This window comes from Paraburkholderia kururiensis (assembly GCF_034424375.1).
Taxonomy (GTDB): Bacteria; Pseudomonadota; Gammaproteobacteria; order Burkholderiales; family Burkholderiaceae; genus Paraburkholderia; species Paraburkholderia kururiensis_A.
Map to the genome: position 1 here is coordinate 4,591,551 of NZ_CP139965.1, position 19,553 is coordinate 4,611,103.

Consider the following 19,553-nt stretch of genomic DNA (forward strand, 5'->3'; position numbering starts at 1 on the left):
CCACCGGGAAGGCATTTTTTTTGCCCGCTCGCTTTTTCGCTCGAGCCGGCTTCTGTTCTTCTCCCCGTTTTCTTTGCTCTCGTGTTGCGCGCGTGCTCTTGTGTGCGTGCAGCCGTCGTTGTTTCCGGAAAGCCGGATAGGGCCCGTCCGGATTTCCGGAAACCCGGACGGATGTTTGCTGGTCTTCCAAAAAACATTAATGAAATCAGTGGCATAAAGCCGTTACGCAACTGGCATCGCCCTTGCAAAGAAGAGTTGCGGCCGCAACGGCCTCACAACTAAAGCAAGGAGACAACCGATGCTCAAAACCCCTTCCCGGTACTTCTGAATCGTCGTCTTGTCGCGGCCTATGCGCTGCGTCCCGACGAGCCTTCATGCACCCGTACGCGACGCGGCGGCCGGCCATCGGCTCCCCATGTGCAGCAACACCCGCAGGAACCATCGTGAAGAAACCCTTTTATAAAGTGCTCTACGTCCAGGTGATCGCCGCGATCGTCATCGGCATCGTTCTTGGACATTATTCGCCGGCGCTCGCCATCGACATGAAGCCGCTCGGCGACGCGTTCATCAAGCTCATCAAGATGGTGATCGGCCCGATCATCTTCTGCACCGTCGTGACCGGCATCGCCGGCATGCAGGACATGAAGAAGGTCGGTCGCGTGGGCGGCAAGGCGCTGCTGTACTTCGAGATCGTCTCGACGTTCGCGCTCCTCATCGGTCTGATTGCGACGCACGTGCTCAAGCCGGGCGTTGGCTTCAACGTGGATCCGGCGACGCTGGACGGCAAGGCGGTTGCGTCCTTCGCTGAAAAGGCGCATGGCCAGAGCACGGTCGACTTCCTGATGCACATCATCCCCGACACGTTCTTCTCGGCGTTCGCTCAGGGTGAAATTCTGCAGATCCTGCTGATCGCGCTGCTGTTCGGCAGCGTGCTCGCCACGCTCGGTGAGCGCGGCCGCGTGGTGACGGACTTCATCGAAGGCATTTCGAACGTTCTGTTCGGCGTGGTGCGTATCGTCACGAAGCTCGCGCCCATCGGTGCGTTCGGCGCGATGGCCTTCACGATCGGCAAGTACGGCGTGGGCTCGCTGCTGCCGCTTCTGAAGCTGATCGGCACGTTCTATCTGACGGCCGCCGTGTTCGTGATCGTGGTGCTCGGCATCATCGCGCGCGCCGTGGGCTTCAACATCTTCCGCTTCGTCAGCTACATCAAGGAAGAACTGCTGATCGTGCTGGGCACGAGTTCGTCGGAGGCGGCGCTGCCGCAACTCATGCAGAAGCTCGAAAAGCTCGGCTGCTCGCGCTCGGTGGTGGGCCTCGTCGTGCCGACCGGCTACTCGTTCAACCTGGACGGCACCAACATTTATATGACGATGGCCGTGCTCTTCATCGCCCAGGCCACCAACACGGACCTCACGCTTACTCAGCAGCTCACGCTGCTCGCCGTGACGATGCTCACGTCCAAGGGCGCAAGCGGTGTGACGGGCGCGGGCTTCATCACGCTCGCCGCGACGCTCGCCGTGGTGCCCACCATTCCGCTCTCGGGCATGGTGCTGATTCTCGGCATCGACCGCTTCATGAGCGAATGTCGCGCGCTGACGAACATCATCGGCAACGGTGTGGCGACGGTGGTGGTGTCGGCATGGGAAAAGGAACTGGACCGCTCGAAATTGCGTGCCGGTCTTTTGGGCGAAGTGGCCGTCAGCGAGACTGCCGGAGCCTGATGCCATGAATGACGCGGCGCCGTGCCGGATGGCCGCGGCGCCCGCGCAGCACGCCTCGGGCGGCGTGTCCGGATATGCCACAATGAGCGGGTATCACCCTCTGGAATCCGCTGCCGTGACGCGCCGCCTGTTGATCCTCTTCGCGCTTCTCGCCGGGCTCGCCGCAGCGTGCGCGCTCACGTGGATCGTCACGTGGCAGCACGGTATCGACACCCTGCGGCGCAACGCCGCCGTGCGCAGCGACCGGCTCACCAGTGCGCTCAAGAGCACGCTGGAACGCTATGAATCATTGCCGTACCTGGTGGCCGGGCATCCCGCGGTGCAGGAGGCGCTCGTCACGCCGAACCCCGGTTCCGCGCTCGTGGAGCGCGCGAACCGCTATCTCGAAGATGTGAACCGCCACGCGCGGGCCACCACCACCTACATCATTCGCGCCGACGGTATCTGCGTCGCCGCCAGCAACTGGCAGCGGCCGGACAGTTTCGCCGGCGTGGAGTACCGCTTCCGACCGTATTTCATCGAGGCGATCAAGGGCGGCGTGGGCCGCTTCTTCGGCATCGGTACGATCTCGCATGATCCGGGGTACTACATTTCGCAGCCGGTGCTGCGCGATGGCCGCATCGTGGGCGTCGCGGTGGTCAAGCTGAATCTCGAATGGTTTCCGGGCACGGACGTGTCCGAGCCGCTCTTCGTCACCGACGACCACGGCGTGATCTTCCTGTCTTCGGTCCCGGCGTGGAAATACCACACCGTGCGGCCGCTCTCCGGTGCCGTGGCCGACTCGATCTATCAGACGCGCCAGTACGCGCAGCAAGACATCACGCCGCTGCCGGTGACCGTGCAGCAAGTGCTCGAAGACGACGCGCGCATCGTGCGCGTGGGCGGCGGGCGCGGTGCCGTCCGCTACCTGGCCACGCGCCGCGCGGTGGGCGAGCCTGACTGGCACCTCGTCACGATGTCGCCGGTCGATGCCGTCGACGCCGACGCCCGCAATACCACTGTCGTGACGGGCTTCGGCTACGTGTCGCTGTGTCTGCTCGCGTTCTACTGGCGCATGCGCCGCGCGCGCGTGCGCGAGGTGATGCGCAGCCGCGCGCTGCTGCAGAAGGCGTACGCGGAACTCAACGAACGCGTGGCCGAACGCACCGTCGACCTCTCGCAGGCCAACGAGCAGTTGAAGAAAGAAGTCTCGGAGCGCACGCGCGCCGAGCAGGAACTGCGCGCCGCGCACGACGAACTCGTGCAGGCCAGCAAACTTGCCGCACTGGGCCAGATGGCCGCCGGCATCACGCACGAACTCAACCAGCCGCTCGCCGCGCTGCGTACGTTCTCGGACAACACGCGGCTGCTGCTCGAGCGCGGCGATTACGGCTCGGCCCGCGAGAATCTGCTCGCGATCGCTTCGCTCACCGAACGTATGGGCAAGATCACGAACCAGTTGAAGCTGTTCGTGGGACGGGCGCGGCCGCGCAGCGCGCGGGCACCGGTGGCGCGAGCACTGCGCAATGCGCTGTCGGTGTTGCAGAAACGGCTCGAACAGATCGTGCTGGACGTGACGCTGATCGAAGCGCCCGAGGCCGGATCCGACGCGGGCACGCAAGCCGCCGCGCCGGTCCGTCGCGCCTTCGATCTCAACGCCGAAGGGGCCGACGAAAGCACTTCGCTCGTCGCTCAATGCGACGATCTGCGGCTCGAGCAGGTGCTGATCAATCTGATCGGCAATGCATTGGACGCGGTGGCCGGCATGCCGACGCCGCACATGGAGGTATGCATCGACGCAAGCAACCCCGCGACGCTCGCGTTCTGCGTGCGCGACAACGGCCCGGGCATCCCGGAAGACGTGCTGCCGAGGCTCTTCGAGCCGTTCTTCACGACGAAGGAGATGGGGCAAGGGCTGGGCCTGGGTCTCGCGATTTCTTCGTCGATTGCGCGCGACTGCGGCGGTTCACTGATTGCCCAAAACGCGACGGAAGGCCCAGGCGGCGCGCTCTTCGTGCTCACGCTGCCGCGTGCCGCCGTGCCGAAGCCCGCGCTGGCGGCGAGCTCATGAACCAGGATGGCGAACGAATCATGGTGAAAGAAGGTTTGCAGGTGCTGTATATCGAGGACGACGAACTCGTGCGCCGCGCCGGCATGCAAAGCCTGCAGCTGGCCGGCTTCGACGTGGTCGGCTATGCGTCCGCGGAAGAGGCGATGGGTGCGATCAGCGCGGACTTTTCCGGTGCGATCGTGAGCGACATCCGGCTGCCCGGGGCAAGCGGGCTGGATCTGCTCGCGCACTGCCGCGAACGCGCGCCCGATGTGCCTGTGATCCTCGTCACCGGTCACGGCGACATTTCGATGGCCGTGCAGGCCATGCGCGACGGCGCGTACGACTTCATCGAAAAGCCGTTTCCCTCGGAGCGGCTGACCGAGACGGTGCGCCGCGCGTTGGAGCGGCGCAACCTGATGCTCGAAAACCTCGCCCTGCGCCGCGAGCTGGCGGGGCAGAACGCCGTGGCGCCGCGCATCATCGGCCGCAGTCCGGCCATGGAGCAGGTGCGCCGGCTCATTGCCAACGTTGCGCCTACCGACGCGTCCGTGCTGATCAACGGCGACACGGGCGCGGGCAAGGAACTCGTCGCGCGCAGCCTGCACGAGATGTCGCCGCGCAAGGACAAGCCCTTCATCGCCTTGAATTGCGGCGCGCTACCCGAGCCGATGTTCGAATCCGAGATGTTCGGCTACGAGCCCGGCGCTTTCACCGGTGCCGCCAAACGGCGCATCGGCAAGCTCGAGCACGCATCGGGCGGCACGCTGTTCCTCGACGAGATCGAGAGCATGCCGCTTTCACTCCAGGTGAAGCTCTTGCGGGTGCTGCAGGACGGCGTGCTCGAGCGACTCGGCTCGAACCAGTCGATTCGCGTGAATCTGCGTGTGGTGGCCGCCGCCAAGGGCGACATGCTGGAGCTGGTAGCGGCCGGCACGTTCCGGCGCGACCTGCTGTATCGCCTGAACGTGGTGACGATTTCACTGCCGCCGCTTGCCGAACGTCGCGAAGACATCGTGCCGCTCTTCGAACACTTCCTGCTGGAAGCGGCCGTGCGCTACCAGCGGCCCGCGCCCATTCTGACGGAGCGCCAACGTCTCGCGCTGATGCAGCGCGACTGGCCGGGCAACGTGCGCGAGGTGCGCAACGCAGCAGAGCGTTACGTGCTGGGGGTGACAGAGGATTCGTTCGCGGCATCGGACGGCGAGGCCAATGCGCTGTCGCTCAAGGAGCGGGTAGAGCAGTTCGAGCGCGCGGTGATCGCAGACGCACTCGCGCAGTGCGGCGGCGCGGTGGCGGCTGCGGCGGACCGCCTGCAACTCGGCAAGGCGACGCTCTACGAGAAAATCAAGCGATACGGGCTCGCGGCGCGAGCGGAAGGCGAGCGTGGCGGGTGACCGAAAACGAAAACGCCGGCTTGGGGGCCGGCGTTTTGGTTAAAGAGGCTTTGGATTTGTCTTTGATTGCAGCGCCGCGGTGCGTATTCGCCGGCCGCCGCGTGCAGGTGGGGCGACGCCTCAGGTACTCAGCGCTTTTTCCAGCAACTGGTCGAGCTCGGCGAACTGCGGTTCGCCGACATAACGCTTCAGGATCTTGCCGTTGCGGTCGATCACGAACGTGGTTGGCGTGAGCTGCACGTTACCGAACTGCTTGGCCGCCGAGCCGTCGTCCAGTGCCACCTTGAACGGCAGCTTGCGCGTTTCCGCGTAGTTGGCGACGTACATGGGCGCGTCGTAGTTCATCGCCACGGCCACGAACTCCAACCCCTGGCTCTTGAAGCGGTTGTACGTCTGGACCATCTGCGGCATCTCGTGCATGCAGGTCGTGCAGCTCGTTGCCCAGAAATTGACCAGATAGACCTTGCCCTTCAGCTCCGACGTGGAGACCTTCTGGCCGGACAACAGCGTGAAGGTCGCGTCGGGCGCGTGCTGCTGGGCATTGAAGGCGAAATAGCCGGCGACGGCAATGGCGCCAGCGACAATGGCCGCCGCGATGTACCGCACTGGGCTGGTACGGCGAATGGAAACAGGTGTCTGACTCATGGATGGAACCTCGGCTCGCCGCTGCGCGGCGCTCAACGCGATTAACCCGCTCATTCTAGCGGCAATCCGCGACCGCGGCAGAATGCCGACCGGCAGCGGATAATGCCATTTCGGCTTCACGTACCGCTGGCGCATCTCATGTTTCGTACTGCATTTCTCCTGGCTTTCCGGTTGTTTTCATCACGCTTCATTTTGTCGCAAACAGGATCGGCCCGGACCGGCGCCAAACGCCGCCCGCTGCTGACTGTATGGCGCTTCCGCTCGCTGGCGCGCTCCTCACTGAAACCGCTCCTGCGGCTGGCAGGTTGTGGGCTTGCCGCGGGGGCGCTGCTGGCCTGCACGCCCACGTACGACTGGCGCACGGTAATGAACAACGACAGCGGCTACACCGTGGACTTGCCGGCGCGGCCCGGTACCGACGACCGGCGCGTCGACATCGACGGTACGTCCATGCAGATGCACATGCAGACCGCCGAGGCCGACCAGACAGTCTTCGCGGTGGGCACCCTCACTTTGCCCGCCAGCGACCCGCAACTACAGCAGAAAGCGCTCGACTTCCTGCGCAACGGTATGGCGCACAACGTTGGCGTGGCGCCGAACGGCCGGGTGGTGCAGATTCCGCTCGCCGCTGGCGGTGCCGTGCCGGGCTTCGAAATGACGTTGAGCGGGAAGGCGGGACCGAAGCAGGAGCCGCGAACGATCCACGTGCGGCTGGTGGCCAGAGGAACGCACGTGTACCAGGCCGCGGTGATCGCGAGCAGGGAGCCGGCGCCCGAACAGATCGATCAGTTTTTCGGGTCCTTCAAGCTGTACTGATCACTAAACGGGCTGCCAAAAGGCGTATGAACATACCGTAGACCAATATGTTAAATGAAGGTTCCTTGGCAGCTTTGTACGCTAATGCTCGGATTTCACGGGGATTTTTCGATGCGCGGAGTTCGATGTGGATAACTCTGTTGAGAACTCGGCCCAAATTCGCCGGAAGGCCCGTCCCGTGGGCTTTCTGTCAGTTTGCATGCAAATCGGGGCGTGTACGAAAAATCAATAAAATCAATGTGTTTCGTCGTGCTGCCCGACGAATGGCGAGAAAACTTGACTCAGGCAGGGCTATAGCTGTGTTTGTGCATAAGTCAAGTCTTGACACGCTCTTTTTGCCTTCATACGGATAGCGCCGTCCGCCGGTACTGCACCGCTTCGGCGACGTGCGCGGCCGTGAGCCGGCCGGCGCCGGCCAGGTCGGCGATGGTGCGCGCCACCTTCAGCACGCGGTAATACGCACGCGCCGACCAGCCGAAGCGCTCGCCTGCTTCCCGCAACAGCGTTTCGCCTTCTGCGTCCGTTTCGCAGACTTCGTCCACCTCCCGTCCGGCTAGTTCGCGATTGGTTTTTCCCTGCCGAGCCAACTGCCGCTCGCGTGCAGCGCGAACACGCGCGGCAATGGCCGCGCTGGGCTCGCCCGGTGCGGCGGCCCGCCCCGCGAGCTCCGTCGCGCTAAGGGCGGGAATCTCGATCTGGATGTCGATGCGGTCCAGAAGCGGTCCCGACAGCTTGCGCATGTAGCGGGCGGCGCCATCCGGCGTGCAGCGGCATCGGCCGCCCGGATCGCCGCGCCAGCCGCAGGGGCAGGGATTCATGGCCGCCACCAGCTGGCAGGCGGCCGGAAAGTCCGCCTGCAGCGCGGCGCGCGAGATCGTGATACGGCCGGCTTCGAGCGGCTCGCGCAGTGTCTCCAGGACGTGGCGATCGAATTCGGGCAATTCATCGAGGAACAGCACGCCGAGATGCGCGAGCGTGATTTCGCCGGGCTGCGGCGGATTGCGACCGCCCACCAGCGCGGCGGCGCTCGACGAATGATGTGGCGCGCGAAACGGCCGCTGCCGCCATTGATGCGGCGAGAAGCCGAGCATGCTCGACGACAACAGGGCGGCCGAACTCAGCGCTTCTTCGTCGGTCATGGGCGGCAGGAGTCCCGGCAAGCGCGCGGCGAGCATCGACTTGCCGGCTCCTGGAGGCCCGATCATCAGCATGTGGTGGCCGCCGGCCGCGGCGACCTCGAGCGCACGGCGCGCGCCGCGCTGGCCGATCACGTCGGCCATGTCGGGCGCTGCGTGGCGGGGCGTGTCGGGCAGCGCCGGCGTATCGACGGGCGAAAGGCGCGCGTCCGCCGCGCCGGCTAGGTGCGCGCAGAGCGAAGGCAGATCCGCAGCGCCGAACACCGCGACGCCCGGCACGAGAGCGGCCTCGGTCGCGTTCGACGCGGGCAGATATAGCTCGGGCGTTCTGCCCTCGGCGCCGGCACCACTGCGGGCCGTGCCGCACGCCATGGCGAACGCGCCGCGCATGGGCCTCAACGCCCCTGTAAGCGAGAGTTCTCCGGCGAACTCTCGCCCGACCAGCGATTCCGCGGGAATCTGGCCGCTTGCCGCGAGAATGCCGAGCGCGACGGGCAGATCGAAGCGCCCCGATTCCTTGGGCAGGTCGGCGGGAGCCAGGTTGACGGTTATGCGGCTGACTGGAAAGTCGAAGCGGCAGTTCTGAAGCGCGGCGCGCACACGCTCGCGGCTTTCGCGCACTTCGAGGTCGGGCAGGCCGACGATGGAGAACGAGGGTAATCCGTTGGCGAGGTGAACCTCGACCGTGACTTCGGGCGCGCGGCCAGCAGCCGGCGCGCGGCTGCGCACCACGGCAAGCGACATGTTTTCCTCCCGGTGAAGCAGCCCGGCGACGGACGCCCGTACTGCTCCGAAACGCTGATGACTCTACGGCTCGCTTGCCGTGGCTCGGGTCTCGACTGGCGAGCCCTTACGAGGACTGCGCCGTGGCGAGCCGCTGCTCGAGTTCGGCGACGCGCCGCTCCAGTTCTTCGAGCCGCGAGCGCGTACGCACGAGCACTTGCGTCTGCGTGTCGAATTCCTCACGCGTGACGAGGTCGAGCTTCGAGAAGCCTTGCGACAGCATCGCTTTGACGTTGCGCTCCACATCCTTCGCGGGCGAGTTCTTCAGCAGTTCCCCAATACGTGCCTGCAGATCGTTGAAGACGTCGTTCGGCTGTTTCATTTCAAACCCCTTTCTGCACAGAGACTGTGCAAGTTTCGTTGTGACTGTGCTGAGCGGCGCGCCATGAACAAATTTGGTGCGCGAAAAACGGACCATCTCACATTTATGGGCGCCTTTGGTGCGGGCGCTGCCCGGCCCACCGTGCGGACACTCTAGCAACGATCGCGTCGTGGCGCCACCCAGCGCGGCCCACGTTAGCCGTCAGGCCAGGGGCCTCGTTGCGGCGGGCGCAGAGGTGCCCTGGCTATGCGGCTATGTAAATTGGCATGGGAGTTGCTGTTACTGCCCCGCGCACCGACAGCCGGCTCACCGGCGGTGCATCGACGCGGTTGGGGAGTACCGCATGTCGACGGACAAGGCACGAAAAGCGGGTTACGCAAAGGGTTACGCAACTTCAGCGAGGATTTCAATGAAACTCATTACCGCAATCATCAAGCCGTTCAAGCTCGATGAGGCGCGCGAAGCCTTGTCGGCCATCGGCGTCTCCGGGATCACGGTCACGGAAGTGAAGGGCTTCGGACGGCAGAAGGGGCACACGGAGCTTTATCGCGGCGCCGAATATGTCGTCGACTTTCTGCCGAAGGTGAAGATCGAGGCAGCGGTTTCCGACGACATCGTCGACCAGGCGATCGAAGCGCTGGAGCGCGCGGCGCGTACCGGCAAGATTGGCGACGGCAAGATTTTCGTCACGCCGATCGAACAAGTGATCCGGATCCGCACCGGCGAGACCGGCGCGGACGCCCTGTAAGAATATAGAGACAAGAGGAAACGAAGATGCGCAAAGTATTGATGTCATTGTTCATGGCCGGCTCGCTGCTGGCCGGCGGTATCGGCGCAGCACTGGCCGATGACGCGTCCGCGCCGGCGGCTGCTTCCGCTGCTGCATCGGAACCGGCAGCAAGCGCCGCGCCCGACGCATCGGCGGCGGCTCCGGCATCGGCGCCTGCTGCCGACGCATCCGCAGCACCGGCGGCCAGCGCCGCCGCAGCACCCGACGCGTCGGCCGCTTCGGCCGCCGCAGCGGCTCCGGCCGCACCGACCGCGCCGTTCTCGGTGGATTCGTCGAAGATCAATTCCGGCGACACTGCGTGGATGCTGACCTCCACCGCGCTCGTGCTGTTCATGACGATTCCGGGCCTCGCACTCTTCTACGGCGGCATGGTCCGCAAGAAGAACGTGCTCGCGACCATCATGCAGAGCTTCGCGATCACCTGCCTCATCACGGTGATCTGGACGGTGGTGGGCTACAGCCTCGCGTTCACGCCGGGCAACTCGTTCATCGGCGGCTTCTCGCGCGTCTTCCTCGCGGGCATGAACTACATCAAGGGCGACAAGGCGACGACGCTCACCGTGAGCCACCTCGCGACGACCATCCCCGAGACGGTCTACTTCGTCTATCAGATGACGTTCGCGATCATCACCCCGGCGCTCATCACCGGCGCGTTCGCGGACCGCATGAAGTTCTCCGCGATGCTCGTCTTCATGACGCTGTGGTCGATCCTCGTCTACTCGCCGATCGCGCACATGGTCTGGGAACCGACCGGCTGGCTCGCCTCGGCAGGCATTCTCGACTTCGCAGGCGGCACGGTGGTGCACATCAATGCCGGTATCGCCGGTCTCGTGTGTGCGCTCGTGCTGGGCAAGCGCGTGGGCTACGGCCGTGACGTGATGGCTCCGCACAACCTCACGCTGACGCTGATGGGCGCCGCCATGCTGTGGGTGGGCTGGTTCGGCTTCAACGCGGGTTCGGCAGTGGCGGCGGATGGCCGTGCCGGTTTCGCGATGCTCACGACGCAAGTGGCCACCGCATTCGCCGCGCTGGGCTGGATGTTTGCCGAGTGGATCGCCAAGGGCAAGCCGTCGGCACTGGGTATCGCGTCGGGCGCCGTGGCGGGTCTGGTGGCCGTTACGCCGGCATCCGGCTTCGTGGGTGTGGGCGGCGCGATCGTGATCGGTATCGCGGCCGGTGTGATCTGCTTCTGGTCGGCCACGTGGCTCAAGGGCAAGTTCGGCTATGACGACTCGCTCGACTGCTTCGGCGTGCACGGCGTGGGCGGCATCATCGGCGCAATCCTGACGGGCGTGTTCGCGGTCAAGGACATCGGCGGCGCAGACGGCAGCGTGGTCCTGCAGCTGAAGGGCGTGCTCACCACCGTGATCTACAGCGGCGTGCTGAGCTTCATCCTGCTGAAGGTGATCGACATGGTGATGGGCCTGCGCGTCACGGAAGAAGAAGAGCGCGAAGGTCTGGACGTGGTGCTGCACGGCGAACACGTCGAATAAACGAATTCGCGGCGGCCGCCCGGCCGCCGCCACGGAGTAACAAGCGCAGCGACTTTGGCCCGCCTCATGGCGGGCTTTTTTCTGGCCGCCGCTTTCGCTCCTCTTCCCGGACGCCGGCAAAACGGCGCCCGCGCGCCTGCTTCCTTTCCCCTCCCGCCTATCAGGGCTATAGCCACAATGCATGCGGCGCCCGCTTGCCAACGGAGAAAGCGGCCCCAAATGCACAAGGCATTTGCTCTACAATCTTTTTTCTCCCGTCAGCGAGTGATCAATGGTTCCGCATCTAGTTACGGCGTTAAACGGCCCGCTGCTCGATCTCGAGCGGAAGATCCTCGACGCCACGCCGGCGATCGAACGCTGGTTTCGCCTCGAATGGCAGGAGCACACGCCGCCGTTCTACTGTTCCGTCGATCTGCGCAATGCGGGTTTCAAGCTCGCGCCGGTCGATACCAACCTTTTTCCGGGCGCCTTCAACTGTCTGCCCCAGGAAGTGCTGCCGCTCGCCGTGCAGGCGGCCATGGCGGCAATCGAGAAGATCTGCCCGGACGCGAAAAACCTGCTCGTGATTCCCGAGCGCCACACGCGCAACGCGTTCTATCTCGAAAATGTGGCACGGCTCGCCACGATCATGCGCCAGGCGGGGCTCAACGTCCGCTTCGGCACGCTCGACGAAACCATCGCAGGCCCCGTCACCATTACACTTTCGGACGGGCAGAAGATCGTGCTGGAGCCGCTCGAGCGCACGCCGCGGCGGCTGGGTCTCAAGAACTTCGATCCGTGCTCGATCCTGCTCAACAACGATCTTTCAGGCGGCATTCCGCCCGTGCTCGAAAACCTGCATGAGCAGTACCTGCTGCCGCCGCTGCACGCCGCGTGGGCGGTTCGCCGCAAGTCGACTCACTTCTCGTGTTACGACGACGTGGCCAAGAAGTTTGCGAAGATGGTCGAGATCGATCCGTGGATGATCAACCCGTACTTCGCGCACGTGGCGGGCGTGGATTTCGAGCTGCGCACGGGTGAAGAGGCGCTGGCCGATGCGATCGATGGCGTGCTCAAGAAGATTGCGCGCAAGTACCGCGAGTACGGTATCTCCGAGCGGCCGTACGTGGTGATCAAGTCTGACGCGGGCACCTACGGTATGGGCGTGATGACGGTTCACGACGCCTCCGAAGTCGCCGCGCTTTCGAAGCGCGAGCGCACCAAGATGGCGGCCACGAAGGAAGGGCTGGAAGTGCACGACGTGATCGTGCAGGAAGGCGTCTACACCTTCGAGCACGTGGGCGACGAAGTGGCCGAGCCGGTGGTCTACATGATCGACCGGTACGTGGTGGGCGGCTTCTACCGTGCGCACGGCAGCCGGGAGCGCGACCAGAACCTGAACGCGCCCGGCATGCATTTCGTGCCGCTCGGCTTCGAACACACGGCGCTGCCCGACGCGCATGCCAAACCGGGCGCCGCGCCGCCGAACCGCTTCTACATGTACGGCGTGGTGGCGCGGCTGGGCCTGCTCGCCGCCTCCGTGGAGCTGGAAAAGACGGATCCGGAAGCCATTCAGGTGTGATGCGCGGCGCGTCCCGCCTCGGGCGGCGTGGGGACAAGGCCTCGCTGCGAAAGCGCGGTGGGCCCGGCGCCCTCACCCGACTTCGACGCGCTCGCCGCAGTGAACGAAGCGCTGCACCGGATGACGCAGTGCCCATCAACACATCAGGGAATTCATGAACATCCTTTTTATCGCCGACCCGCTGGATCGCTTCAAGATCTACAAGGATTCGACCTACGCGATGATGGCCGAGGCGGCGCGCCGCGGCCACACGCTCTACGCGTGCGAACCGAAGCACCTGGGCTGGGCGATGGGGGCGGTCGAGGCAACGGTGCGGCGCTTTCAGATCATCGGCGATGGCGAGGACCTGCATCGCCATCCCTGGTACGCCGCCGAGGCTCCCACCACGCGCGAGTTGACGGGCTTCGACGCCATTCTGATGCGCAAGGACCCGCCGTTCGACATGGAGTACGTCACGTCGACATGGCTGCTCGAAATCGCCGAACGGGCCGGCGCACGCGTGTTCAACCGGCCGCAGGCCATTCGCGACCACTCGGAGAAGCTTGCCATCGGCGAATTTCCGCAGTTCGTGGCGCCCACGCTCGTGACGCGCGACGCGGACCGGCTGCGTGCGTTCCACGCCGAGCACGGCGACGTGATCCTGAAGCCGCTCGACGGCATGGGCGGCATGGGTGTGTTCCGCGTGAAGCCGGACGGCATGAACCTGGGTTCCATCATCGAAATGCTGAGCCACGACGGCGCGCGTTCGGTGATGGCGCAGAAGTTCATCCCTGAAATCAAGGACGGCGACAAGCGCATTCTGCTGATCGGCGGCGAGCCGGTGCCGTATTCGCTCGCCCGCATCCCGCAAGGCAACGAGGTGCGCGGCAATCTCGCCGCGGGCGGGCTTGGCCGCGCGCAGCCGCTCACGGCGCGCGACCGCGAGATCGCCGGGACGTTGGCCCCGGTGCTCGCTGCGCGCGGTTTGCTGCTCGTGGGACTGGATGCCATCGGCGACTGGCTCACCGAGGTGAACGTGACGAGCCCGACGTGCTTCCGCGAAATCATGGAGCAGACGGGCTTCGATGTCGCCGCCATGTTCGTCGACGCGCTGGAGCGCGCGACCGCCTAAACGTAGCGCGACATGTGGCAGGGCAGGCAAGGCGGTGCAAGACAGATTCGCGTCGGGCAAATGTTTGTTCAAAGAGCGAAAATGACCCTGCTACAATGCGCGCTCGCGCGGCCGGACGGCAGAAAAAACGCTGTCTATACAAGGGCTTTCAAACAGCCGACCGCGTGGTCCGACCCTTGCGCTCCGAGCGGGTGCAACCGTGAAAGGTCGGAGGTTTCGGTCCGGGCCGCGCTCCAGGGCCGTTATTTGCAGCAAGGCTGATATGGCAGGCATTCTGATCATCGCGCACGCTCCGTTCGCTACCGCGCTTCGCGAGTGTGTCGCTCACATTTACGGCGGGTTGCCCGCGCGCATCGGTGTCATCGATGTGCTGCCGGACAGCGACCCCGCTCAGGTGGTGGCGCAGGCCAACGCCGAGATCGACCGTCTGAGGGAAGAAAACGGCGCGCTCGTGCTGACTGACATGTTCGGCGCCACGCCGTCCAACATTGCCGGGCGGCTCGCCACGCTGCCTCAGGTGCGCGTGCTGGCGGGCGTCAATCTGCCCATGCTCGTGCGCGCGGTCTGCTACCGCGCCACGCCGCTCGATACGCTCGTCGATAAAGCGCTCGCCGGTGCGACCAAAGGCGTTCAAGAGATCGTTCCAGGCGCGCCCGCGGTGTGCGCCGCCGCAGTGGCGTCGGACTGCCTCACCGAGGCGGCCGTCACGCCCTGTGCAGCGCTGCCGGATAACGAGATCGTGAAGCCGGCCGGAGCGTAACGAAAGCGCAGGCGAGCGCCTGACTTCACACCTGTCTGTCCCACCAACCCGCGTTTCGGACCACCCATGCTGCAACAAGAAACCACCATCGTGAACAAGCTCGGCCTGCATGCTCGCGCCTCGGCCAAACTGACGCAACTGGCCGGCAATTTCCAGTCGGAGATCTGGATGAGCCGCAACGGCCGTCGCATCAACGCGAAGAGCATCATGGGAGTCATGATGCTGGCGGCAGGTATCGGAAGCCAGGTGCTGATCGAAACCGAAGGTCCGGACGAGCAGGACGCGATGGACGCACTGTTGAAACTGATCGCCGATAAATTCGGCGAGGGTCAGTGAGCGCGCGGCGCAATCCATGTGCGTAAAAACGCCGCGGCTTGCCGCGGCGTTTTTTGTTTGGCGCGCCGAAGAGCGCGTGTGTACAGGCGTCGTCGCGGCCCGCTCGCGATGCTGCGCCGCACACCATCGATTCGCCTCGCGGAATTTATAATCGCTATCGGGGTCCGAGGCATTGCAGCGGTTAGCCGCGGCATCACACAACTAGAGGAGGTGCGCGTGTCGTTCACGCTGCATGGAATTCCCGTGTCACGCGGTATCGCCATCGGGCGGGCCTATCTCATCGCCCCGGCAGCACTCGACGTCGACCACTATCTGATCGAGCCTTCCCAGATCGAAGGGGAGGTCGAGCGCTTTCGCGCGGCACAAGGCGCGGTCCACGAGGAACTGGAGGCGCTGCGCGCGGACCTCGCCGCGGACGCGCCCAGCGAAATGGGCGCCTTCCTCAACGTTCACACGATGATCCTGAACGACGCCATGCTCGTGCAGGAAACCATCGACCTCATCCGCACGCGCCGCTACAACGTGGAGTGGGCGCTGACCGAACAGCTGGAACGCCTCTCACGCCACTTCGACGACATCGAAGACGAGTACCTGCGCGAGCGCAAAGCCGACATCGAGCAGGTCGTGGAGCGCGTGCTGAAGGCGCTCGCCGGTGGTTCGCAGTCGGCCCTGAATGGCGTGCACGGTAGCTGCGACGAGATGATCGTCGTCGCGCACGACATCGCGCCCGCGGACATGCTGCAGTTCAAGACGCAAACGTTCCAGGGCTTCGTTACCGACCTGGGCGGACGCACCTCGCATACCGCGATCGTCGCACGCAGTCTCGGCATTCCCGCTGCGGTCGGCGTGCAGCAGGCGAGCGCGCTGATCCGCCAGGACGACCTCATCATCGTGGACGGCGATCACGGTATTGTGATCGTCGACCCGGCGCCCATCGTGCTAGAGGAGTACACGTACCGGCAGAGTGAAAAGGCGCTCGAGCGCAAGAAGCTGCAGCGGCTCAAGTTCTCGCCTACGCAGACGCTGTGCGGCACGAAGATCGAGCTGTGCGCGAACATCGAGTTGCCCGAAGACGCGGGTGCGGCGCTCGAAGCCGGCGCAACGGGCGTGGGGCTCTTTCGCACCGAATTCCTGTTCATGAATCACAAGGAGCAGTTGCCCGAGGAAGAAGAGCAGTTCGCCGCCTACCGCCGCGCGGTCGAACTCATGAACGGCTTGCCGGTGACGATTCGCACCATCGACGTGGGCGCCGACAAGCCGCTCGACGCGGCAGCGGAGAGCTACGAAACCGCGCCGAATCCGGCGCTGGGGTTGCGGGCCATTCGCTGGAGCCTCTCCGAGCCGCAGATGTTCCTGACGCAACTGCGCGCAATTTTGCGTGCGTCGGCGTTCGGCACGGTGAAGATCCCGATTCCGATGCTTGCGCACGCGCAGGAGATCGACCAGACGCTCGACCTGATCCGCGAAGCGAAGCGCCAGCTCGACGACGCCGGCCTCGCCTACGATCCGAACGTGCGCGTGGGCGCGATGATCGAGATTCCCGCGGCCGCCATCGCATTGCCGCTGTTCCTGAAGCGCCTCGACTTCCTCTCGATCGGCACCAACGACCTGATCCAGTACACGCTCGCCATCGACCGCGCCGACAACTCCGTCGCGCATCTCTACGATCCGCTGCATCCGGCCGTGCTGCATTTGATCGCGTTCACGCTGCGCGAGGCGAAGCGTGCGGGCGTCCCTGTTTCGGTGTGCGGAGAGATGGCGGGAGACCCGGCGTTGACGCGTCTGTTGCTGGGCATGGGGCTCACCGAGTTCTCGATGCATCCCAGCCAGCTACTGGTCGTGAAGCAGGAAATTCTGCGCTCGCACCTGAAGACGCTCGAAAAGCCGGTGGCCGACGTGCTCGCCGCGTTCGAGCCGGAAGAAGTGCAGGCCGCGCTCAAGCGCGTTGCGCAAGCTTGATCGAAGGCCTTTTCATGCGGCCGGCGCGCTCAGGCCGGCCACGCTTCACTCGCGATGCGCTTTGCCGCACACCGGGCAATCCGGCTGGCGCGCCATGCGCATCGTGTTCCATTCCATGTTCAGCGAGTCGAGCATCATGAGCCGTCCGACAAGCGGCGTGCCGATCTTCGCGATTACGCGCAACGCTTCGGCCGCCTGCATGGTGCCGATGATGCCGACGGTCGGTGCAAACACGCCCATCGTCGAGCACGCGACTTCCTCGAACGGCTGGTCTTCGGGAAACACGCACGCATAGCAGGGCGACGCGGGATCGCGGAAATCGAACGTGCTGATCTGTCCGTCGAAGCGCAACGCCGCGCCGGAGACGAGCGGCACGCCGTGGGCCACGCAGGCGCGGTTGATCGCATGACGCGTGGCGAAGTTGTCGGTGCAGTCGAGCACGACCGTGGCGGTCGGTACGGCGGCATCGAGCCATGCCGCATCCACGCGCGTCGCGACCGTTTTCACCTGCACATCCGGATTGATGCGCGCGAGTGTCTCGCGTCCCGACTCCACCTTCTTGCGGCCAATCGATGTCGTGGCGTGGAGAATCTGCCGCTGCAGATTGGTGAGGTCGACGGTGTCGTCGTCTACGAGCGTGAGGCGGCCAACGCCTGACGCCGCCAGATACATCGCAGCGGGCGAACCCAGCCCGCCTGCTCCGACCACGATGGCGTGTGCGTCGAGAAAGCGCTGCTGCGCCTCGATACCGAGTTCGTCGACGAGGATATGGCGGGAATAGCGGAGGAGCTGGTCGTCGTTCATGGCAGGCGCCGGTTGAGTCGTCGCGTGAGCGCGGGGCACGCCGGTCAGGCGGACGGTGCGTGTGACGTCGTCATTTTAGCCGCGCAAACAACTGAGCCTTCGCAGCGCGGGCTGCGAAGGCTCAGTTTTGAAGCGACTGATTGAAGCCGTTGCGGCTTTACTTCACCGCCGGTGCCGAGGCAGCCGCCGGAGCCGACGCGCCCGGCGCAGCGGAGGCACCCGGCGTGGCCGGCAGTGCCGGTTTCACCGACACAGGCGCCGAAGCGGACTGAGGCGGCTTGTTCTGCGCGAGGCGCCGCTCCATCGGCGACTTCGATTCGACCACGGGCTTGCCTTCCAGTTTGTTCAACGCCTGCTGGAGCATGAAGTCGTCGGCGGAACCGAACTCGACCGGCTTGCGCTCGCGATCCTTCTCGCGCTGTTCCGGCGTCTTCTTGTCGTTCTGCTCTTCGAGCATGCGCAGTTCGTCCATGCGCATCTGCTCGCGCTGCTCCTGTTCCTTCTTTTCGTTCGGGTCCTGCGTGTTCGCAAGGTGGTTCGAGTAATCGACCTCGCGGGTCACGAGTGCGTCGTCCGGATCGCCGTCGGCGTACTGATCGACCGGGATGTCAGGACGGATGCCCTTGTTCTGGATGGAGCGGCCGCTCGGCGTGTAGTAGTACGCCGTGGTCAGACGCAGCGCCGTGTCGGCCGTCATCGGACGCACCGTCTGCACCGAGCCCTTGCCGAACGTGGTCTTGCCGACGATCAGCGCGCGATGCTGATCCTGCAGCGCGCCCGCCACGATTTCGGAGGCCGACGCGGAATACGCGTTGGTCAGCACGATCATGGGTACCGTCTTGAAGATGGACGGCAGGTTTTTCAGCGGGTCGCCGTCGAAGGAAGGCAACCGGTAGTTGTCGTAGGTGTCGCGGTAGATCTGCTTCGAATCCGGAATCTGGCCGTTGGTGGACACCACCACGGAATCCGGCGGCAGGAACGCACCCGCCACGCCCACCGCGCTCTGCAGCAGGCCGCCACCGTTGTTGCGCAGATCGAGGACGAGGCCCTTCAGATTCGGTTGTTGACGCGCGATGTCCTGAAGCCGTGCCGCGAGGTCGGGCGTGGTGCGCTCCTGGAAGCTCGTGATGCGTACGTACGCGTAACCTGGCGCCAGAATCTTCATCTTCACGCTCTGGACCTTGATGATCGCGCGCGTGACGGTGAGCGGAAACGTGCGGTCGTCGGTCTTGCGGAAGATGGTGAGCGTGACCTTCGTGCCGGGCTCGCCGCGCATCTGCTTGACCGCGTTGTCGAGCGTCATGCCGCGCACGGGCTTGTCGTTGATGCGCGTGATCAGGTCGCCCGGACGGATGCCGGCGCGAAACGCGGGCGTGTCTTCGATCGGCGAGATCACCTTGATGAGGCCGTCTTCCTGCGAGATTTCGATGCCGAGACCGGCGAAGCGACCCTTGGTCTGCTCCTGGAGTTCGGCGTAGTCGGTCTTGTCGAGATAGGACGAGTGCGGGTCGAGGCTCGACACCATGCCCTTGATGGCGGCGGTGAGCAGCTTCTTGTCGTCGACCGGCTCGACGTATTCATGCTTGATTTGCCCGAAGACTTCGGCGAAGAGTCGCAACTGGTCGAGCGGCAACGGCGCGCTCGCGGGTTGCTCGGCCGACACGGAGAACTGCAGGGTTGCAAAAACGCCGGTGGCAAGGCCCGCGGCGATCAGGCCGATGTTTTTCAGGTTCTTTCGCATAGAGTCTGTTGCGGTCAGAAGCGCGTGGCAACGTCAAAGGGGAGAGCGACGGACAAGTATAACTGCACACCGCTACGCACTGTGCAGATGGCGGCGCAACGCCGATGGGACTTCGACAGGGGCCGGCCGGCTGGGTTCAAAGGGGG

The 19,553-nt window shown here is 64.8% G+C and carries 16 protein-coding genes; 11 read left to right on the forward strand and 5 right to left on the reverse strand.

What is annotated here, in order from left to right:
• Nucleotides 1-440 precede the first annotated feature (440 nt).
• From U0042_RS20645 to U0042_RS20655, 3 genes are read left to right on the forward strand one after another with little or no spacing between them, the layout of a single operon-like run.
• The gene (locus tag U0042_RS20645; RefSeq protein ID WP_114809523.1) at nt 441-1,724 is read left to right on the forward strand and encodes a dicarboxylate/amino acid:cation symporter; all 1,284 of its coding nucleotides are present in this window, start codon (nt 441-443) and stop codon (nt 1,722-1,724) included.
• 4 nt (nt 1,725-1,728) lie between these two features.
• Nucleotides 1,729-3,774: an ATP-binding protein gene (locus tag U0042_RS20650; RefSeq protein WP_114809373.1), complete on the forward strand. Its 2,046-nt coding sequence runs from the start codon at nt 1,729-1,731 to the stop codon at nt 3,772-3,774.
• 20 nt (nt 3,775-3,794) lie between these two features.
• Nucleotides 3,795-5,150 carry a sigma-54-dependent transcriptional regulator gene (locus U0042_RS20655; protein WP_198665229.1) on the forward strand — a complete coding sequence of 452 codons (1,356 nt, stop codon included), beginning with the start codon at nt 3,795-3,797 and terminating at the stop codon, nt 5,148-5,150.
• Nucleotides 5,151-5,270: 120 nt separating this feature from the next.
• Here the strand turns inward: U0042_RS20655 and U0042_RS20660 are convergent, their stop codons facing one another.
• A complete protein-coding gene (locus U0042_RS20660) occupies nt 5,271-5,795 on the reverse strand; it encodes a peroxiredoxin family protein (protein ID WP_114809521.1) in 525 nt (174 codons plus the stop codon).
• A 138-nt stretch (nt 5,796-5,933) separates the two neighbouring features.
• Here U0042_RS20660 and U0042_RS20665 point away from each other — a divergent pair, with 138 nt between their 5' ends.
• Nucleotides 5,934-6,611: a hypothetical protein gene (locus tag U0042_RS20665; protein ID WP_232833229.1), complete on the forward strand. Its 678-nt coding sequence runs from the start codon at nt 5,934-5,936 to the stop codon at nt 6,609-6,611.
• A 341-nt stretch (nt 6,612-6,952) separates the two neighbouring features.
• On the opposite strand, the gene U0042_RS20670 is transcribed toward U0042_RS20665, so the two are convergent.
• Together U0042_RS20670 and U0042_RS20675 are read right to left on the reverse strand one after the other, a co-directional pair.
• Nucleotides 6,953-8,491, reverse strand: a complete 1,539-nt coding sequence (locus U0042_RS20670) for a YifB family Mg chelatase-like AAA ATPase (RefSeq protein WP_114809372.1) — start codon at nt 8,489-8,491, stop codon at nt 6,953-6,955.
• Between the two features lie 106 nt (nt 8,492-8,597).
• Nucleotides 8,598-8,852 (reverse strand): accessory factor UbiK family protein, encoded by a 255-nt coding sequence (locus U0042_RS20675; protein ID WP_114809371.1) that lies wholly within the window; start codon nt 8,850-8,852, stop codon nt 8,598-8,600.
• Nucleotides 8,853-9,261: 409 nt separating this feature from the next.
• Between U0042_RS20675 and U0042_RS20680 the strand changes: the two genes are divergently transcribed.
• From U0042_RS20680 to ptsP, 7 genes are all read left to right on the forward strand, one after another.
• Entirely contained in the window at nt 9,262-9,600 is a 339-nt protein-coding gene (locus tag U0042_RS20680) for a P-II family nitrogen regulator (RefSeq protein ID WP_006048089.1), read from the forward strand.
• 26 nt (nt 9,601-9,626) lie between these two features.
• The gene (locus U0042_RS20685) at nt 9,627-11,135 is read left to right on the forward strand and encodes an ammonium transporter (RefSeq protein WP_114809370.1); all 1,509 of its coding nucleotides are present in this window, start codon (nt 9,627-9,629) and stop codon (nt 11,133-11,135) included.
• A 271-nt stretch (nt 11,136-11,406) separates the two neighbouring features.
• The gene (gshA, locus tag U0042_RS20690; RefSeq protein ID WP_114809369.1) at nt 11,407-12,696 is read left to right on the forward strand and encodes a glutamate--cysteine ligase; all 1,290 of its coding nucleotides are present in this window, start codon (nt 11,407-11,409) and stop codon (nt 12,694-12,696) included.
• Between the two features lie 154 nt (nt 12,697-12,850).
• Nucleotides 12,851-13,807, forward strand: coding sequence for a glutathione synthase (gene gshB / locus U0042_RS20695; RefSeq protein WP_114809368.1), 957 nt, complete (start codon nt 12,851-12,853; stop codon nt 13,805-13,807).
• A gap of 262 nt (nt 13,808-14,069) precedes the next feature.
• Nucleotides 14,070-14,567 carry a PTS sugar transporter subunit IIA gene (locus U0042_RS20700; protein WP_114809367.1) on the forward strand — a complete coding sequence of 166 codons (498 nt, stop codon included), beginning with the start codon at nt 14,070-14,072 and terminating at the stop codon, nt 14,565-14,567.
• A 66-nt stretch (nt 14,568-14,633) separates the two neighbouring features.
• Nucleotides 14,634-14,903, forward strand: coding sequence for an HPr family phosphocarrier protein (locus tag U0042_RS20705; protein ID WP_114809366.1), 270 nt, complete (start codon nt 14,634-14,636; stop codon nt 14,901-14,903).
• 216 nt (nt 14,904-15,119) lie between these two features.
• Nucleotides 15,120-16,862 (forward strand): phosphoenolpyruvate--protein phosphotransferase, encoded by a 1,743-nt coding sequence (ptsP, locus tag U0042_RS20710; RefSeq protein ID WP_114809365.1) that lies wholly within the window; start codon nt 15,120-15,122, stop codon nt 16,860-16,862.
• Between the two features lie 45 nt (nt 16,863-16,907).
• On the opposite strand, the gene U0042_RS20715 is transcribed toward ptsP, so the two are convergent.
• Together U0042_RS20715 and U0042_RS20720 are read right to left on the reverse strand one after the other, a co-directional pair.
• Complete coding sequence (locus U0042_RS20715; protein WP_114809364.1) at nt 16,908-17,666, reverse strand: HesA/MoeB/ThiF family protein; 759 nt, start codon at nt 17,664-17,666, stop codon at nt 16,908-16,910.
• Between the two features lie 157 nt (nt 17,667-17,823).
• Nucleotides 17,824-19,407, reverse strand: a complete 1,584-nt coding sequence (locus U0042_RS20720) for a S41 family peptidase (RefSeq protein WP_114809363.1) — start codon at nt 19,405-19,407, stop codon at nt 17,824-17,826.
• Between the last annotated feature and the right edge of the window lie 146 nt (nt 19,408-19,553).

Coding starts and splice junctions, on each gene's coding strand:
- U0042_RS20650 (WP_114809373.1), top strand. CDS start 1,729: ATGAATGACGCGGCGCCGTGCCGGATGGCCGCGGCGCCCGCGCAGCAC.
- U0042_RS20655 (WP_198665229.1), top strand. CDS start 3,795: ATGGTGAAAGAAGGTTTGCAGGTGCTGTATATCGAGGACGACGAACTC.
- U0042_RS20660 (WP_114809521.1), bottom strand. CDS start 5,795: ATGAGTCAGACACCTGTTTCCATTCGCCGTACCAGCCCAGTGCGGTAC.
- U0042_RS20665 (WP_232833229.1), top strand. CDS start 5,934: ATGTTTCGTACTGCATTTCTCCTGGCTTTCCGGTTGTTTTCATCACGC.
- U0042_RS20670 (WP_114809372.1), bottom strand. CDS start 8,491: ATGTCGCTTGCCGTGGTGCGCAGCCGCGCGCCGGCTGCTGGCCGCGCG.
- U0042_RS20675 (WP_114809371.1), bottom strand. CDS start 8,852: ATGAAACAGCCGAACGACGTCTTCAACGATCTGCAGGCACGTATTGGG.
- U0042_RS20680 (WP_006048089.1), top strand. CDS start 9,262: ATGAAACTCATTACCGCAATCATCAAGCCGTTCAAGCTCGATGAGGCG.
- U0042_RS20685 (WP_114809370.1), top strand. CDS start 9,627: ATGCGCAAAGTATTGATGTCATTGTTCATGGCCGGCTCGCTGCTGGCC.
- gshA (WP_114809369.1), top strand. CDS start 11,407: ATGGTTCCGCATCTAGTTACGGCGTTAAACGGCCCGCTGCTCGATCTC.
- gshB (WP_114809368.1), top strand. CDS start 12,851: ATGAACATCCTTTTTATCGCCGACCCGCTGGATCGCTTCAAGATCTAC.
- U0042_RS20700 (WP_114809367.1), top strand. CDS start 14,070: ATGGCAGGCATTCTGATCATCGCGCACGCTCCGTTCGCTACCGCGCTT.
- U0042_RS20705 (WP_114809366.1), top strand. CDS start 14,634: ATGCTGCAACAAGAAACCACCATCGTGAACAAGCTCGGCCTGCATGCT.
- U0042_RS20715 (WP_114809364.1), bottom strand. CDS start 17,666: ATGAACGACGACCAGCTCCTCCGCTATTCCCGCCATATCCTCGTCGAC.
- U0042_RS20720 (WP_114809363.1), bottom strand. CDS start 19,407: ATGCGAAAGAACCTGAAAAACATCGGCCTGATCGCCGCGGGCCTTGCC.